Consider the following 16365-nt stretch of genomic DNA (forward strand, 5'->3'; position numbering starts at 1 on the left):
GGCCGACCCCGCCGAAACGAATCAGTGGGCAGATCTGTTGGCCATAACCGGGCAGTTTTACTGGCCACCAGCGGGCACATCAACTGGCCGCCCATGGGCAGAACGTAATGGCCATTGACACTCCCGCATGGGGACCCCCTTATCCCGGAGCATCAAGGCATGTTCAAGCTTGTCAGGATCCACAACGGAAGGGCGTCCGGTGTGGCGGCCGTGGGCCGCGGCTACGGCCCGGGCGTGGGAAGCGCGTTCGGTGGCGTAGGTGCGTTCCATCTCCGCGAACAGTGCCAGCATGATCACGGCCAGCTGCGCCATGGGGCTGTCCGGGTTGGACGTGTCTATGCCCAGGGGATCAGCGAGAGTCCGGATTCCGACGCCGCGTTCTCTCAGCTCGTGGACCAGGTTCAGGGTGTCCCGGACTGTACGGCCCAGCCTGTCCAGGGTGTGAACTACGATCACGTCTCCGGGCCGTGCTTGACGTAATGCTTCGTGGAGCCCTGGCCGGTCCCGTGTGGCCCCTGATTTCTTATCCACGTAGATGTGCTCACTTGCAATGCCAGCGGCAGCCAGGGCGTCCAGCTGCCGTGTTACGTCCTGCTTGGTCGATGAAACCCTCGCGTACCCGATATGCATTCGTGCACCGTACCGAAATTCGCTCCCGTGACGGGCGATTGTGGCGGGCGTTGTGGATTGAATTCAGGGACAGTCAGATGACGCGCCGTTCCGTGGATCATGTCAGTTTCAGAAGTCGTCTGCACTGAATGTCAGAAGTCCTCTGCACGGGCTTTTAGTCTGGTTTCGCTAGGTGCCGGTAGATCGTCGGCCGGGTGACGCCGAATTCCTGGGCGATGTGTTCCACCGTGTGAGCCCGCTTGCCGTCCAGGCCTTTTTCTTCATACATTTCCCGGGCCAGCTTGACCTGGCGCAGGCCGAGTTTGGGTTTCTGCCCGCCGGTCCGGCCCCTGGCACGGGCTGCGGCTAGCCCGTCACGGGTCCGTTCGGACATGAGGGCATGTTCGAACTCGGCGATTGAGCCAAGGATTTGGAAGAACATCCTGCCCAAGGGGGTGGATGTGTCGAGGTTCTGGTCCAGGACCAGAAGGTCCACACCGCGCTCCTGCAGCGTCTTGGACAAATCGATGAGGTGTTCGAGGGAGCGTCCGAGCCGGTCGAGCTTGGTGACGACCAATTGGTCCCCTGCCCGGTTGGCTGAAAGCAGGGCCTTGTCCAGCTCGGGCCGGCGGGCCAGCTTCCCGGAGGCCGTGTCAAGGAAGACCTGCTCACAGCCGGCAGCCGTCAAGGCGTCGTACTGGGCCTCGGGATGTTGGTCTCGGGTGGAGACGCGCCCGTATCCTGTGGACTTCGGAGCTCTCTGGCGGTGTTCTGGTGGCGCTCTTTGTCGTCAGTTGCCTATGACCAGGGGTGGCGCGGCTGTTTCGATGACGTCATCTGTGATGGTCGCAAGTTGGTTGATCTTTACTACAGGGATGACCTGGGGGAAGAGTCGTTCGAGGAGCCGGAAATGCCGCAGATGATTCGTTCGATTGCGGCTATTGCTTGGGCATCAATGAAGTCGCCGGGCCAGTCCTAGATTGAATCTACTGCTCTTAGTTGTAGGTGTGTCTTGTCGGGGATTTTCGGACGCACTGAAAAATGTGCCGTGAGGGCCTGTGCGTTCTCGCTCGTGGTCCTGGGTCATAACAGACCGACCAGGGGTAATCGACTGGTTAGGCCCTACTAATTCCATTGCTTTCCGGCGTGGAGCCATCGAAAGCATCGCTTTGGACCTTCCAGCGGTGCGTAATGATCGCAGCGGCAGCTACGGATAGCGGGACGAGCGGTACATGCCAGCAAATCGTTGCGGTGATGCCCGCGGCAAAGATCGCTATCGTTGTGAGCCGTTTGGTGGCCGCCAGACCGGCGATCCTCCGCCGGTGGGTGCGCACGGGATGCCAGCTCGCTCGGGCCCGTTCAGATGGGGGTTCGTGCTCGCGGATCAGGGCAACTAGGGCTGCCGGCGTCCCGGTGATGCGGGCAACGCGCTCGGCCGAGATGCCACGGGCGAGCAGCCGCGGCACAAGAAGGACCCTCACGCTGGGTTGATCGCTTCGTGCCCGAGTTGGGCTGGTGTCTTGCACAATGATTAATATGCGCCTTGGCTGTCATTTGCGCCAGTGAGATTATCCTTCCCTTCCTGTTTCGTGGTGGTTGGACTCGCGGCGGGACCAGTCGTCGGGGATCGCGGCCTCGAGGGCATCGTCGACTGTGATGGAACCGATAATGCGGCGGTCTTCGGCGATGACCGGCATCGCCAGGAGGTTGAAGTCCGCCATGCGGGTTGTGACGTCAATGACGTCGTCGCCGGGTGAGGCGCAGACCAGGTCGTGGTCAGCGACCTCACCGAGGGTCGTAGCGGGGTCGGCCTGGACGGCGTGGACCAGGCTCAGGGTGCCCTCGAGTTTTCCGTCGGGGGCGAGGGTGTAAATCACGCTTAGAGCCTGGGGTTGGAGGAGGCTGGCTCCGCGGACCGCGGTGAGGGCGTCGGCGATGGTGGCGGTTGAGGGAAGCGCGAGGAAATCGGTGCCCATGAGGCCGCCTGCTGTTAGCCCGTGGTAGCCCAGGAGCCGGTGGACAACGGCTCGGTGGGGTTCGGGCAGCAGATCCAGGACAGGGGAGCGGCGCTCCTGTGGGAGGTCCATGAGCGCGTCGGCGGCGTCGTCGGCCTGCATGCGTCCGAGGACTTCGGCGACCTCTGCGTCGGTGCGGTCCCGGAAGAGTTCGGACTGGGAGTCCTCGTCCAGTTCTTCGAAGACATCGGCCTCGAGCTCGGGATCTTTGTGGACCTCGGCCAGGAGTTCGTTTTGTTCGTTTCCGGTGGCTTCTTCGATGATGTCGGCGATCTGGGCCGGCTTCAGTGCGGGGATCCGCCCGGTCACGGCGCGTATCTGGGCGGATCCTGCATGGCCGATGAGTGGTTCGAAGTCCTTCCAGTCCCGCTGCGGGTGTGCCGCGTGGCGGGACCCGAGGCTGAGCCACCGGCGGCGGTGAACGTCCAATCCGGTCGCTGCCCATCCGTCCAGGACAGGTGTGAGGTGGACGTCGTAGGCTTTCACGAACGCTGCCCGGGAGACGTCGATGAGGCGGTGTCCGAGGACGTCCTCGGAGAGGAGGACTTCGCCGTCGCGCCTGCGGAACTCGCCCACGTCGCCGGTGCTCACGGCAAGCTGAACGCGGGTGGACTCGAGGGCGGCCAGGTTGGTCGCTGCGACAAATACCCGGGTGTTGCCGACGGCGACGACGAGGCCGGTGAGGAGGGGGTAGTCGCCGTGACGGAGGCGGACGATGAGGTCTGCCAGGGTTCCCATGCGGTGTCCGTCGACGTCGGTGACGGGTTGACGTAGGAGGGTGGAGAGGGACTGTGTTGCGGTCGGCGCTGCGGTGGTCATCGAGGGCCTTTCGTGCTCAAAAGCGTCTGGGGTGACTTTATGTCATTGGGGGCAGGTTTGAGAGGGGCTGTTATTAGCCCGCGAGGGCGAGCTGCACGACACGGACGATGACCAGGATCATCGCCACGAGCAGGTAGAGGCGCAGGACGCTGAGACCCGCCCTTCGGGCTGTGGAAAGCTGGGGGCGCCGCAGCAAGGCAAGCGGTGGCATCCGCCACTCGGAGCGCTGGGACCGGTCCATCTGCTCGGGAACCACAAGTTTGCCGGTGGCCCGTGCCCGTGCACGGACCACCACGAGCGCGACGGCTGCCAGGACGGCCAGGACGGCGCCGCCGCCGAGGATCTCCAGGATCGTGGTTCCGTCGATGTCCGGGAAGAGAACCGCCGCGGTGAGAACGACGGAAAGGATCACGAGAACAGCGATAACTGCCGAGGTGAAGATGTTCATGCCGCGTCCGTTGACCCAGGGGCCCATGACTTCCTTGTCGTTGCAAAGCAGTAACAGGAACACCGTCGCGGAAGGCAACAGCACGCCGGCGAGCACCTGCACGCCCACGGTGAGCAGGCCCAAGGGGCTGCCGGGAATGATGACGATCACCGCGGAGAGAAGGATGAGGGCTGCGAAGGCTGCGTAGAAGCCCTTGGCTTCACTGGGCTTGCGATGCAGGGAGTGCTTCAGCCCGAGAACATCGCCCAATGCGTAGGACGTCGACAGTCCAACAGCAGCGGCGCCGATGATTGAGGCGTCGATGAGGGCCAGTGCAAACAGTATCCCCGCGGCGTGACCCACATATTTCCCCAAACCCTCCGCCACACCGCCGGCGTCGGTGAAGTGCCCGAACTCCGGCCGACCCCCGAAAGTGAAGGCGGTGAAGGAAATGATCGCCGCAGCGCCGAGGATCACGATGCCGATTCCAAGCCACAGATCCACGCGTTCGTACTTCATGTAGCGGGGTGTGATCCGCTTGTCGATCACATAAGACTGCTGGAAGAACAGCTGCCATGGGGCGACGGTGGTGCCCACTACAGCGATGATCAGCAGCGTGACGTCGGCGATGTCGGAGCCTGCCGGGATGCCGGGGACCACGAAGTCGTGAGCCATCTGTCCGTAGTCCGGGCCGGCCATGAAGAAGACGGGAACGAGCAGGAGTGAGCCGATGATCAGGGCCATGCAGACCCGTTCGAAACGCTGGAATGAACCCGTGCTGGCCGCGCCTATGACGAACAGGGCAGAGACGACCACACCCGCCACCTTGGGCACGCCAAGGTAGTCGAGTCCAATCGAGATTCCGATGAACTCCGTGACGATCGTGAGCGCATTGAGGATGAACAGGTCAATGGCGCTGAACGCTCCCCAAAACTTTCCGAAGCGTTCGAGGATGAGTCGGGCGTGGCCCACTCCGGTCACCACACCCAGGCGCAGCACCATCTCCTGGTTGACGAACAGGACAGGAACCAAAAGCAGCAGCGTCCACAGAAGGGACGTCCCGTAGTTCTGCCCAGCGTGGGTGTAGGTGCCGAAGGCACCGGCGTCGTTGTCGCCGACCATGACGATCAGGCCAGGACCGACAATCGCGAGCAGGGTCTTCAATCGCCTCTTCCAGCTCGACTGAGCCGAGGAATCCTCCAGCTGGATGGTTCCAAAGGCGCCCTTAATGTCGCCCACGTGGGCAGAGTCGAGGACTGCTGAGGTTCTGCCGTCGGCCGGGAGTGCGGGAGCGGCAGGTAGGGGCCGGCCGGGTGGGGTCGTCTTGTTCATGGGGATCTTGGGCATGGGAAACCAGCTTTCCTCCCGGCGGTGGCCGGGCGGTTGTGAAGCGGGCACGCCGGAAGCCCTGAGAGGGCCATCATCGGCATGCTGAGTGAAGGGTGGACCGCGCTGAAGTCCGGTCAGGACGTGAATGTCAGGACGTGAATGTCAGGACGTCAGGACGTGAATGAGGAGGGGGTACTATCGCCACTCGCCATGGCGAACCACCTCCTGGGCATCGACATCGTGTGCCTGCAGAGGCTCGGTCAGAGCGACCGGGCCCTTCCTCGTAAGACCTTCAGCACTCCGCGTCGTGACCCCCTGCCCAATGCCGGGGGAGCCAATCGGGGTTGCCCCTTAGTCCGGGGGAACCTGTCCTGACCCGTGGCGTCTCTCGACGTTGGGGGTCGCTGGCGTTTGTACGCGAAGGAGCCTCAGCTAACAAACGGCACCTTGCGTCGCTCATGATACACACAAAACCTTAAGCAAAAATGACAAGCTGCCGGCCGTCTCCAACGGGCCGGTCCTGTCCCCGATTTCGCATCCGTTCCCAGGACGGAATATAGCCGCCCCTGGGCCAGCACTCTCCTGAGCATGTCTCATAAAACAACAGTTTTTTGAGACGGGGCAGTCGCGTCGGCGACCGCCTGGCGGATCTGTCGTTTTCAGTACCCGTCTGCACAACTGGCTGCGTGTTTCCGGGGTTGTGCAGCCGAGTATGGATACCGAAGTGTCAGAAGTCGCCTGCACGAAACCGCATTCCGCTCAATACTCCTCTGCACAATCCGTAGTTGTTTAACCTGCACGGTCTGCGCACGGCTCTCGCCCCACGGACATGCCGGTGTCGTGTTCCACAACCGGGCGGCAGGTCATGGTTTCGCGAGGTGCCGGTAGATCGTGGGCCGGGTGACGCCAAATTCCTGGGCAATGTGTTCGACCGTGTGTGCTCGCTTCCCGTCCGCGCCTCTTTCTTCATACATTTCCCGGGCAAGCTTCACCTGGCGCGGGCCGAGCTTGGGTTTCTGGCCGCCGGTCCGGCCTCTCGCCCGCGCCGCGGCGAGCCCATCGCGGGTGCGTTCTGACATCAGGGCATGTTCGAACTCGGCGATTGAGCCGAGGATCTGGAAGAACATCCGCCCCATCGGGGTGGACGTATCGATGTTTTGGTCCAGGACCACGAGGTCGACGCCCCGCTCCTGGAGGGTATTGGAGAGCTCGATGAGGTTTTCCAGTGACCGGCCGAGTCGGTCCAGTTTGGTGACGACGAGTTGGTCTCCTGCCCGGTTGGCCGAGAGCAGCGCCTTGTCTAGTTCAGGGCGGCGGGCTAGCTTTCCTGATGCCACATCAACGAACACCTGGTCGCAGCCAGCCGCGGCCAGAGCATCATGCTGAGCCTCGGGGTGCTGATCACGGGTAGAGACCCGCCCATAGCCAATGCGCATCACCACAACGTATCACCAACCCCGCAACGCATTACATAGATGCGTACACGTCATCTATTACAAAATCACTACCGTAATTTCGGGGTCTGCTGAACATAGCCGGGATGTCTCGCGAACGATCGTTTGGGGACGTTGACACTGTCGTTGGCGTTCGCGGGTCTTTGGCGCCGGCACATTGGAAGGAAACGCTCGGTATGAGGTGTGTGACGAGCTCCACGAACCGCGCCATATTGTCTGTGGCCGCAAGTACGCTCGCATGGAGGGAACAGCCTGGCCATTACGGACGGGAACCCGCGGACGGAGGAAGCAGATTTGCGCGAACGCCAACTTATTGCCGGCCTTGACCGTTTCGACAAAACGCGCGACAACGGCCACGGAATCGCATACCCGACACTGCCGGTGAACATAGGCAAGGTCCACGCCATATCCGACTTCCGCTGGCACCGGACGGGGATCTACACGGAGCCACAGTTCTGCGACGCGCCGTGGGAATACAAACTTGCCCTGTGCGGGGCCAAGGTCAAGGTGGTACTCCCGAAGGTCTTCGATCCTGGAGACCCTGACGTATGCCCAGGCTGCGCGGCGGAGGGATACAAAGGACCGACTAAGCCACGCGGCGTGTCGGAGGCATGAAGTAGGATCGCCGTTGTTCGCCACCGACGAGGGAACTCTTGTCACCGCGATCAGCCGGGAAGCCCAGTTGGGAATGTACGACGTGCTGAAACTAGCGGACGAGATGAGCGACTCCGGGGTTGCCCTGGCGAAACAAGCCACTTCCTCTTCGAGACCGAATGGAGAACGAGGAAACGCTAAACGCACCCTTAATGCCACGCCTCCCGGTCTCATGGGCACTCGAGCTGCGCCCGGTCAAAGATCCGCTAGTGAGCCTGTCCAAGGGAGCACGTGGGCTACCGGGGGCCGTGTCAGATCCAAAAATGTCTGGGGTCGGGGGCATCATGGTCGCCAGTAGTTCCTAACGAAGGTGAGCAGGCAATGACCGACAAGATGGAGACCGAGTGCCCGAAATGCGGAAGTAGGGTCCGCTTCACGCTCGATGACGTCGCTAAGCAGCGCACAGTGCGGTGCTCGCGAGGGCACCTGGTGAAGTTGCATGACGAAGGCGGCGGCGCCCGAAAGGCATCTAAGGCTCTCAGTGACCTAGACATGGCGTTGAAGAGGTTCGGCAAGTAGCGGCCCGCTTCCAGTGCCGACCTCGTCCGGTTAGCCATCTCGCCAAAGCGGTGCTTCGGCCCCGTGGTGCGGTTCTGGGATGCCGACTTAAGCAGCTTGACTTGAAAAAGTCCTCCTCATACGCTCTTTCAAGCGCCTCGATGCATCCCCCAATAGCATCGGGGCGCTCCCATGCCCATCCCGGAGCGACGCCGCCAGCCACCGGCAACAACCGGAGGAGCTTAGACAGGGCGGTTCCCCAGTCGATCCTGTGCTGAGACAGTTCCTGAGGTCTTGAGTACCGCCACGCGCGGCGCCCCCGAAAAAGTTCCTGCCCTGGTTGAGGATTGAGCCATGGCAAAGCGCATCCGCGGCCTTACCGCCGTGATCTACAAGCAGACTGGGTCCATGCCCATGTTCCAAAGTGCATCCTCGTGAAGCAGATGAGGCTCCGGTACGCCGGAGCGTGTCGGCTGTGCCTCGCCTCTCTTCCGGCTGGGACAGAAGCTATTTATGAGCGCGAGACGAAGACCGTCCTCTGTTTGGATTGTGCCACCGAGGCTACGGAAACCATGTCCCAGGACCTGGAAACACCGGATGATGATTCGTTGGCCGCTGAGTCCGGAGTAGCCGGCTCGTCCGCCCGACGCGAATATGAGCGCCGCAAGGCGAAGGACGAAGAAAAGCTCCGCGAGAAGTGGGGTCGCTTCGGTGGCCTCGCAGTCGCCCTCTCTGACGAGCGGCAGCACACCAAGTCCTGGGATCGGGGCGCGATCGGTGAGGAACGCCTGGGCGCTCGGCTAAATTCCCTGGCCGCCGATGGCCTGGCTGTCCTCCACGACCGACGCATCCCCGGCTCGAAGGCCAATATCGACCATATCGCTATCACTCCTGCTGGAATCTGGGTGATTGATGCCAAACGGTACAAGGGACGGCCTGAGTTGAAGATCGAGGGTGGCATCCTTCGCCCCCGGGTCGACAAGCTCCTCGTTGGCCGGCGTGATTGCACGAAACTGGTCGATGGGGTGCTCAAACAGGTCGATGTTGTACGAGACCTAGTTGGGGATGTGCCGGTAACCGGGGCGTTGTGCTTCATAGAAGCAGATTGGCCCCTGATCGGGGGCGCGTTCTCGACTCGTGGCGTTTATGTTCTCTGGCCGAAACGGTTAGCCAAAGTGCTTATAGAGCAGACAACCGGCGAGGTTGATGTGCCGAGGACGCGTGAGTCGGTAGCCGCGCGGTTCAAGTCTGCGTGACGTCAGGTGTCCATGTTCGGAGCTGTTCGGAAGCACGCTAGGGGATCCTCTTCCGAAACGCGCTCGACCTATGTAGAGTTAGACCTATGAAGGTTACGCACTCGCTCGCACTGGTCGCACTCGCGATCCTGCAGATGGGTCACGAAGGTGACGGATACATCTGGGGATATCAGCTCTCTAAACGTTCCGGCGTTCGCTCCGGCGTCCTATATCCTCAGCTGGACCGCATGCTAGACGAAGGTTGGCTGGAGGACCATTGGGAGGAAAGACAGGAAGGCCAGAAGAGGCCACCCCGGCGCTACTACACCCTGACGGATACCGGTCGAATTGAGCTCGGTGCTGTGGCTCATCGAGTCCAGACCGAGCAGCGTTTTTCCACCCTCCGAGGAGCGTTCGCATGATCGCTGAGCTCCTCTCTGCTCCTGGCGCTCTGGGCGCATTCGGCTTGGCAGTGCTGCTGTTCGGCTTCGCGCCAGGACTGGTCCTCGCCGCGGTCGTACGGCTCATACCTGATATTGATCGTCGGCGAGAATTGCAGGCAGAACTCTACGAAGTGCCGCGATGGGAGCGCCCGTTCTGGGTGGCGCAACAGTTCGAAGTCGCACTGCGCCTCGGATTGTCGCCGCGTATTTCGTGGGCATGGGGTCGTTACGTTTGGCACCGTTCCAAGGTCGAATCAGGTCTGCAGCGCCATCTGGAGTCGCCGGATACATTCGAAGTTCCAGACCTTGAACTCAAGGAGCTGATCGAGCCCGGTGATTTGGTGAAGCTTGCGTGGTCAGTCGCGCGATTCCCAGGGGAACGGATGTGGGTGCGAGTGACGCACCGCGATGGCGACCGACTCAAGGGAGATCTGGAGAGCTGGCCCCTGTTCGTTCACTTGAATCCGGGCGAACAGGTGACCTTCGTCATCGACGACATTATTGACTGCGACCTCATCCAGGTCCAATCAGAAGAGGTGCCGACGAATTTGGCAGCCTGATCGGAGAATGGCCGACATAGCGTGTGGTGTGCCCGTATGCCGGTGGCTGTTAGTGCACGCGACTTCAGACAGAATGACGGTTGGTGCAGGCGACTCCTAACAAAACGACGGTTGGTGCAGACGACTTCGAGCACTTCCGTGTCAGGACTCGTCTGCACAAGTCCCGTACTTCCGCGGAAGCCAGTGCAGACGACTTCTGAAACTGACAGATCAGGATCCGCGGGGGAGCGTCCCACCGGGGGTGTTCCGGTTCTAAGGAAGTGGGACATGGCAAGACGGGGACTAACCTGCCCGTGTGGCTCATTCAGGGGGAGTGCCGAAGGTTCTTCGGAGCCGAAGACGAGTGTCGTTGCATGTACTTCACTGTTGGTTCTCCAGGGCCCTGATTTTGGTCAGAGTTTCTTCGTAGCGATCGAAGCTCCCGGGGTATGGAACGGGCAGCCAGGCAATTCCTTCCCTGTCAGCAATGCGCTGGGCGAGGGCTTCAGCCTCCCAAGTTCGGTAGATGGCTGCGCGGAAGCCCGGCTCGGCGATGCTAAAAAGCGTTGGAGAGTCCTCGTGGCCAAGCTCCCACACAAGCCAACCATGCCCCTGAAGAAGGTCCAGAAAATCTCCTAGATGCTGTTGGCGATGGGTTTTGTAAGGTGCGCGCGGTGCAACTTTGGCCAGCCGGGCGTCATTGGGGGGAAGGGCGCTCATAAGGGGGGATTCCATTTTTCTGGATACGCTGACGCCTTTTGTAATCGCGGGATTTTTTGTTGTGGGCTGCCTTGCAGGACTGGCAGCGGCATCCGGAATCGTAGCTCAGCGCTGTCCCGTGCCTACCGAGCACGCGGCCCTCGACGCGGATTCGTTCCATGTAGGCAGAGTGAGCCAATCTGTTAGCTTCCCGGCACCGATCACACCGGCATTTGAGGTTGCCATATCCGTTAGCAGTTCCGTGCCGGGGGTCATCGTCGGGCAGGGCAGTCATTCATGTAGCATAAGGCGCCCCTGAATGGGCAAGAAGGAGGCCCGCCGATGGGGGACCGGCGGGCCTTCAATCGGTACGGTACAGCAGCGTTCTTTCGCCAGCGACTGGAGGAACTTGTCCTAGTAGCGGACTTCGATGATGAACTCCGACTTGTCACGGCCTGTCAGCTTTGCGGCCGCGGCCTGTACGGCTTCGGGAATCTCCCCGACATTCTTTACGGCAACTTCGAGCGCCGGGATTTCCTCAATGCTCAGGGATAGTTTCCCATCGGCGGCTGACTTGATGTGGGTAGTGAGTTTCATTGCTTCCCCCAGGGTGATATTTCCTCATAGGCTTCAGCCCAGACGCAGTTCGGAGAGGCCGTCGATGTAGCCGTTTATGATTTGGTCGAAGGTGAGCAGTTGAAGGCCGCCGTAAACGGCGGCAGCTGCTTTGCCACCCTCATCTTCCGGGGTATCGCAGAGGAGCGGTTCACAACTGTGTCCGTTCGCCGTCAGGGTTGCGATTCCCCAAGGGTGTTCTGGTGCCGTCACGGTGATGCCGGCAGCGTCAAAGGTGTCCCGTAAGACGTAACTGGTCACTGTTCGCCAGGATTGCAGGAATGGTGATCGTAGTTGTTCAATGAGTTCGTCATCTTTGGCGTGGTATGCCTGAACCAGGGCGGCTGAGAGCCCGTCCCATTCATCAGAGGTACGGACCATCAAGTGGCTCGCGCGAATTCGTGCGGCTAATTCGTTCATCAGCATGGCGTAAGTCCCCAAACTTCCGGTGGTGTTGTGCGTGGCCTTCTTAGCTGCGGCCCGCTGCTGTGACTGCTCGTGTCTTGGTGGTTTCGTTCCTGGCGTGCGCGGCGTTCGGTAGATCTTGGGTGAAAGCGTTTAGTACCCCGGTGCAAATCCCCAGGTGCCTTAGAAGCTGCTCACGGCGTCATGGTTCCTGTGCCTGCGCCAGCCCGGGCCCGCGCGGTAGATGTGTGTCGTCCCGGCTGAAAAGAACCCGGCCAGGGCGGCAGGGGAGACGGCCGCCCCAAAGTCTTAGACCATGGGAAAGGTGGCCGGGCTTTCCCCGCCCCATTTACAAGGAGGCTGTGCACAACCACCGCTCAACCCAGGGCGACGTTTAGCTGGTAGGTGCCGTGGTGGTTGTGTGCAGCCGGTCCGGTGGGTCCCGTCGTCCACTTGTGTGCGGGAAAAGCCCGAAGGAAATTGCTTTTGCCGTGCACTTGTGGGCGAGGGGTTACTGTTCGCTTCCGGCTGGAATGTTGATATCGGAGATGCCGCTGTTCTTGGTGTCATCCCGGTTAGGTGTACGGCGCTCGGGCTTCTTCCGGGGACGGCCGCCGGCCTTCTTGGCGGGCGCATCTAGGCCGAACCCGCGCAGGTCAGATTCGGTCCAGTCGGCGCGCAAGGCACCCTGATAATCCTGAGCGTATTTCTGTTCGGCTGCGGCGAGCAGGTGCGCTGCTTCTGCCAGTTCGACGCCACTGGCGGCGGCCTTCTTTACCGCGTTCACTTTGGCGTCCCTGGCGGCGTCAATTTTCGCGGCCGCTTTAGCGGCAATGTCATCGATATTCATGGCATGAGCCTACCGGCGCGCAGAGCGGCTGTCAGCCCGGCTTTTACCCGACCCAGACCAGAGGTGCGAAAGCCTACAACCGTTCTAACCCGGAGCAAGCTGGGCACTTATCTACGATAAATGCGCTCGAACCTCGCTTTCGCGCTCGGTTGGTGGCAAACTGGTGTTTGCGTCCCCCAGGTTATGGGGGTCGCTGCGCTGGGCATTAGAGCAGAGTTTGGGGGTGGTGACCGTGGCGGAACGTCGTCGCCGTGCGAACGTGACGGGCGGTCGCCGTCATTCATGGCAAGTGACCGCTTCCGATGAGGAAGCTGCTGCCCTGGTTGTGAAAGCCGAGCAGGCCCGGAAGACGGTTCCGGCGCTGTTGTTTGATGCGGCCATGGCAGAGGGACGGACGGAAACGTTAGTCGTTGGTGTGGAGATCCGCGACGAGCTGACGGCGATCCGGAACATGATGCGCGCGTTGGGTAACAACGTGAACCAACTGGCTAAGCATGCCAATGCGACCGGTGAGTTTCCGGCTGAGGCCCACGCGGCGATCACAGCCGTTCAGCGAACGGCCTCGCGTATCAATGACACGTTGTTGGAGCTTGGTCAACGATGATTCCCAACGTGAGTACGGGCAGCCGCATGTTCGGACTGATCCAGTACCTTGCCGGTCCTGGACGGGCCAACGAGCACACGAATATGCACGTGGTTTGCGCATCCGAGCACATCGTTTCCGTGCTCGACGGGCAGGAGCTCGACGCTGAGAACAGCCGGGAGCTTGGCCGTGAAATGGACTTTGCAAAGAAGGCATTCCGGCCGGATGGAAACGACCGTTCCCACGTGCTGCACGTGTCGCTTTCCCTGGACCCGGACCAGCTGGGAGAGAGCGGCAGCCGGGACGACGAGTTTTGGGAAACCGTCTCACGCAAGTACGTCGCGGAGATGGGCCTGGACGGGTCCGACGGTAAGGCCGCGTGCCGGTGGGTTTCGATCCGGCATGGACTGAGCAAGAACGGCAATGACCACGTCCACCTTGCTATCTCCATGATCCGTGAAGACGGTACCTGGTGGAGCGATTACAAGAGCAAGTTCAAGTCCCAGAAGGCCGCCCGTGTCATCGAAAAGGACATGGGCCTGCGTGTCCTGGGACAGGGCCTCAGGACCAAGGGAACCAAGCCCGGCGAACTGGAATCACTGGCCCGCCGGCGCGCTGAAGCTTCCTACACGCGGCAGGCCAAAGCAGACCATTCCATGGTGCCCTGGGCAATGCTGGACAAGACTGCCCGTGAACATCTGATCAGCGCTCAGAAGACCATTGAACAGCCACGCATTGAACTGGCGCGACGACTGCGCGGCGCAGGTGCAGGTGCGCGCACGGAAGCCGAGTACGTGCAGCGGCTCCGTGGCTCAGGGTTGCTGGTCCGGCCCTACTTCGCCAAAGGCAGCACATCAGCTGTTGCCGGGTATTCCGTGGCATTCCGTCCCCAGTCGGGGGAGCGTCCTATCTGGTACGGCGGGGGAACCCTGGCCAAAGATCTGTCGTTGCCGGCCTTGCGCCAGCAATGGCCCGACACTGATCCGTCGGCAGCCGTGCCGGAGTGGAAAGCAGCACAGAAGAACCGTGCGTTCGCCACCGCCGTGCCAGCTGGAGCCGACGTGATTTCAGCTGAGGTAGTGAACGAGTTCTTCCGCGAAATGAAGGACGTTGCTGCACTATTCCGGGACGTGCCGGGAACTGACCCGGCACGCTTCGCTCAGATCGCCCGGCAAGGTGCAGGGGTGCTTTCGGCATGGAGTGTTGCAGCAGGGGCAGAAGGCGACGCGGCCGCCCGGAACCTTGCCGAGGCGGCAGACCTTTTCGCCCGTCACGCGCAGCTGGCCGAGGAACCCAAGCGCGCCGTCGTTCCCACACGGGAAGTCATCGCCGGGATCGCAACCCACCAAGCCATCGGAATGTCCAGGCGGGCGGGGGCATCAGCAGTCCTGGCTGCATGGAGTGATTTCGGAACGCAGCTGGGGAAGGCCTTCAAGGCACACGGCTACGGACACGCTACAGACCGGCTCTCCCGCGAGGTCAGGGAAAAACTGACGCACGTCCAGCGCGCATACCTGTCCGTGGACGGGAACCCGATCCGCCCGCACGTTGGCGGCAACGCACCCATGAAGGGCGCAGCTGACACGTCGGTGGCCCTCCTTGAACGGCCCATGGGAACGTCCCAGGGCGAGGCCGCTGCCACGGTGCAGAAGCCACGGCCCCGGCTGGAAGTTCTCGAAGAACAATTGCGCGCGGCCGGGTTGCCGGAGCAGACCATCAGGGCACGACTCCAGGCAGAGAAGATCATCACCACCGGGCCACGGCCCGCACAGGGAAAGACACCCCCGCCCAGCCCGTCCAGGGCAGCGACACACGGACCGGAACAGAAAACACAACAGAGCAGGGATCAACAGAAAGGCAGGGGATGACGTTGAGCGAATCTGACGGCGTTGATGATTTTGTGGAACAGAGCTTTCAGCACGCGCTGGCCATGGCCGCGCAGATCGGTTCGGCAGCTGCACGAACGTGGAAACAACACTCCGAACAAGCACGTGCCGACAACAGCCGGCGCGGCTCCATGGCCCGGCTGGCGTTCGACTCCGAACGGCTCGCAGCTGTAACGGCACTGGCCCCGACAGCCGGGAACCAGTGGTGGGAATCTGCCGGGCAGGCAGACATTGTTGATGCCTACCGCATCGCCACAGCATGGAAGGACCACGACCCCGCGGCCGCAGCGGCTGAGGACAATATCCGCACCCAGCTGCAGCAGCGTTTCGGCTTCGATATCAACGAAGTTGTGCAGGACCAGCAGCGCATTGACGCCGCTCACGACCGGGACGCCACCTTGGAGACCTGGATGGAGCTGGCACCTGCCGAGCGGTCCACGGCCCAGGCACCGGAAGCTGTTCAGGCAGCAGCCGAACGCTGGGCCATCACCACTCAAAGCCCGGACTACCAGGACCACATTCTGGGTCAAGTCCAGGCAAACAGTCCTCAGGCTAAAGATCAGCTGGTAAGGGACTGGCTGGCCGCCGGGGCCTCACAGATCAACCGCTACGATCCCGAGTACCTGGCAGCACGCAAGCGTTACGAGGAACGGGAACCAGCAAGGGCAGAGACGCGGGAGCGAGAAGCAGAGCAGCGCCGTCAGGAATTCCTGACACGACAGGGCAAGACCGCCCCGGAACAGGACATAGGCAGGTTCTACACAGAGGGTTCCGACGGCAAGCTTCGTCGGGAAGCCGAGGGATACAAAGCCGTGGCCGTGGCCGAATACGCCCGGGCGGACCAGGCCAAGGAGGACGCGGCGCGGGAGCAGCGGACCGGACCGACAGCGCTGGAAGAAGAGTGGTACCGGGAAGAGTTCCTTCACCGGGACCCGGAGGCTGTTGAATCCGACGTAAAAGCCCAGACAGCGGCCCACGACGCCGCCGCCCACGAAAGGGCCGGCCATACTGCCTCCGACCGTGCAGCGGCCGCCTACGGCACCGCTGAACATCGGGCAGCACTTGAAGAGCAGCTGGTCACAGCAGGTGTGCCCGAGCAAGCCGTCAGGGCCCGAATGCAGGGCGAGAAGATCCAGAAGTACCCCATCACCCACGCCGCTGCCGGCAAGGGCGCGAAAGCCGGGAAAACACGGGCAGCCTCTGCGACCAAGACCCAGGCACAAAGCAAGAACCGCACACGCGGCCGCTAAGCATCACCAAACAGCAAGAGGCCCTGCACACATCAGTGTGCAGGGCCTTTTCGCT

Annotated in this window: 16 protein-coding genes, 2 pseudogenes and 1 riboswitch; of the genes and pseudogenes, 7 read left to right on the plus strand and 11 right to left on the minus strand. The window is 61.8% G+C overall.

Annotated elements, in window-relative coordinates; translation table 11 throughout:
* Positions 1-57: 57 nt before the first annotated feature.
* The 7 genes and pseudogenes from ACETK3_RS19505 to ACETK3_RS19535 all read right to left on the minus strand — a co-directional run bounded on the left by ACETK3_RS19505 (position 58) and on the right by ACETK3_RS19535 (position 6635).
* Positions 58-630, minus strand: coding sequence for a recombinase family protein (locus ACETK3_RS19505; RefSeq protein WP_373993431.1), 573 nt, complete (start codon positions 628-630; stop codon positions 58-60).
* 154 nt (positions 631-784) lie between these two features.
* Positions 785-1351: pseudogene (locus tag ACETK3_RS19510) on the minus strand (recombinase family protein); the annotation flags it as partial.
* 48 nt (positions 1352-1399) lie between these two features.
* A pseudogene (locus ACETK3_RS19515) lies at positions 1400-1578 on the minus strand (ATP-binding protein); the annotation flags it as partial.
* A gap of 146 nt (positions 1579-1724) precedes the next feature.
* Positions 1725-2090, minus strand: coding sequence for a hypothetical protein (locus ACETK3_RS19520; protein WP_373993432.1), 366 nt, complete (start codon positions 2088-2090; stop codon positions 1725-1727).
* Between the two features lie 87 nt (positions 2091-2177).
* Positions 2178-3443: a magnesium transporter MgtE N-terminal domain-containing protein gene (locus tag ACETK3_RS19525; RefSeq protein WP_373993433.1), complete on the minus strand. Its 1266-nt coding sequence runs from the start codon at positions 3441-3443 to the stop codon at positions 2178-2180.
* 73 nt (positions 3444-3516) lie between these two features.
* Positions 3517-5217, minus strand: coding sequence for an Nramp family divalent metal transporter (locus ACETK3_RS19530; protein WP_373993434.1), 1701 nt, complete (start codon positions 5215-5217; stop codon positions 3517-3519).
* Between the two features lie 252 nt (positions 5218-5469).
* A riboswitch (M-box (ykoK) riboswitch) is annotated at positions 5470-5646 on the minus strand.
* Between the two features lie 416 nt (positions 5647-6062).
* Positions 6063-6635, minus strand: a complete 573-nt coding sequence (locus ACETK3_RS19535; protein WP_373993435.1) for a recombinase family protein — start codon at positions 6633-6635, stop codon at positions 6063-6065.
* 312 nt (positions 6636-6947) lie between these two features.
* On the opposite strand from ACETK3_RS19535, the gene ACETK3_RS19540 reads away from it, so the two are divergent.
* The 4 genes from ACETK3_RS19540 (at position 6948) to ACETK3_RS19555 (ending at position 10043) form a co-directional block, all read left to right on the plus strand.
* Entirely contained in the window at positions 6948-7268 is a 321-nt protein-coding gene (locus ACETK3_RS19540) for a hypothetical protein (RefSeq protein WP_116768536.1), read from the plus strand.
* A gap of 1109 nt (positions 7269-8377) precedes the next feature.
* A complete protein-coding gene (locus ACETK3_RS19545; protein ID WP_373993436.1) occupies positions 8378-9061 on the plus strand; it encodes a nuclease-related domain-containing protein in 684 nt (227 codons plus the stop codon).
* A gap of 86 nt (positions 9062-9147) precedes the next feature.
* Positions 9148-9462: a PadR family transcriptional regulator gene (locus ACETK3_RS19550; RefSeq protein ID WP_116768533.1), complete on the plus strand. Its 315-nt coding sequence runs from the start codon at positions 9148-9150 to the stop codon at positions 9460-9462.
* Positions 9459-10043 carry a hypothetical protein gene (locus ACETK3_RS19555; protein WP_116768532.1) on the plus strand — a complete coding sequence of 195 codons (585 nt, stop codon included), beginning with the start codon at positions 9459-9461 and terminating at the stop codon, positions 10041-10043. The genes ACETK3_RS19550 and ACETK3_RS19555 overlap by 4 nt, the downstream gene beginning before the upstream one ends.
* 360 nt (positions 10044-10403) lie before the next feature.
* Here ACETK3_RS19555 and ACETK3_RS19560 read toward each other — a convergent pair whose 3' ends face one another.
* From ACETK3_RS19560 to ACETK3_RS19575, 4 genes are all read right to left on the minus strand, one after another.
* Positions 10404-10742 carry a hypothetical protein gene (locus ACETK3_RS19560; protein ID WP_373993437.1) on the minus strand — a complete coding sequence of 113 codons (339 nt, stop codon included), beginning with the start codon at positions 10740-10742 and terminating at the stop codon, positions 10404-10406.
* A gap of 393 nt (positions 10743-11135) precedes the next feature.
* Positions 11136-11318 carry a hypothetical protein gene (locus ACETK3_RS19565; RefSeq protein WP_267785019.1) on the minus strand — a complete coding sequence of 61 codons (183 nt, stop codon included), beginning with the start codon at positions 11316-11318 and terminating at the stop codon, positions 11136-11138.
* A 33-nt stretch (positions 11319-11351) separates the two neighbouring features.
* Positions 11352-11762, minus strand: coding sequence for a hypothetical protein (locus ACETK3_RS19570; RefSeq protein WP_373993438.1), 411 nt, complete (start codon positions 11760-11762; stop codon positions 11352-11354).
* Between the two features lie 490 nt (positions 11763-12252).
* Positions 12253-12591 (minus strand): hypothetical protein, encoded by a 339-nt coding sequence (locus ACETK3_RS19575; RefSeq protein ID WP_373993439.1) that lies wholly within the window; start codon positions 12589-12591, stop codon positions 12253-12255.
* A gap of 223 nt (positions 12592-12814) precedes the next feature.
* Here ACETK3_RS19575 and mobC point away from each other — a divergent pair, with 223 nt between their 5' ends.
* Genes mobC through ACETK3_RS19590 form a run of 3 tightly spaced genes read left to right on the plus strand, consistent with a single transcriptional unit; the run spans position 12815 to position 16310 of the window.
* A complete protein-coding gene (mobC, locus tag ACETK3_RS19580; RefSeq protein ID WP_373993440.1) occupies positions 12815-13195 on the plus strand; it encodes a plasmid mobilization relaxosome protein MobC in 381 nt (126 codons plus the stop codon).
* Between the two features lie 8 nt (positions 13196-13203).
* Positions 13204-15042: a relaxase/mobilization nuclease domain-containing protein gene (locus ACETK3_RS19585; RefSeq protein ID WP_373993441.1), complete on the plus strand. Its 1839-nt coding sequence runs from the start codon at positions 13204-13206 to the stop codon at positions 15040-15042.
* A 2-nt stretch (positions 15043-15044) separates the two neighbouring features.
* Entirely contained in the window at positions 15045-16310 is a 1266-nt protein-coding gene (locus ACETK3_RS19590) for a hypothetical protein (RefSeq protein ID WP_373993442.1), read from the plus strand.
* Positions 16311-16365 lie beyond the last annotated feature (55 nt).

This window comes from Arthrobacter sp. E44 (genome assembly GCF_041877125.1).
In the GTDB taxonomy this organism is placed as follows: domain Bacteria; phylum Actinomycetota; class Actinomycetes; order Actinomycetales; family Micrococcaceae; genus Arthrobacter.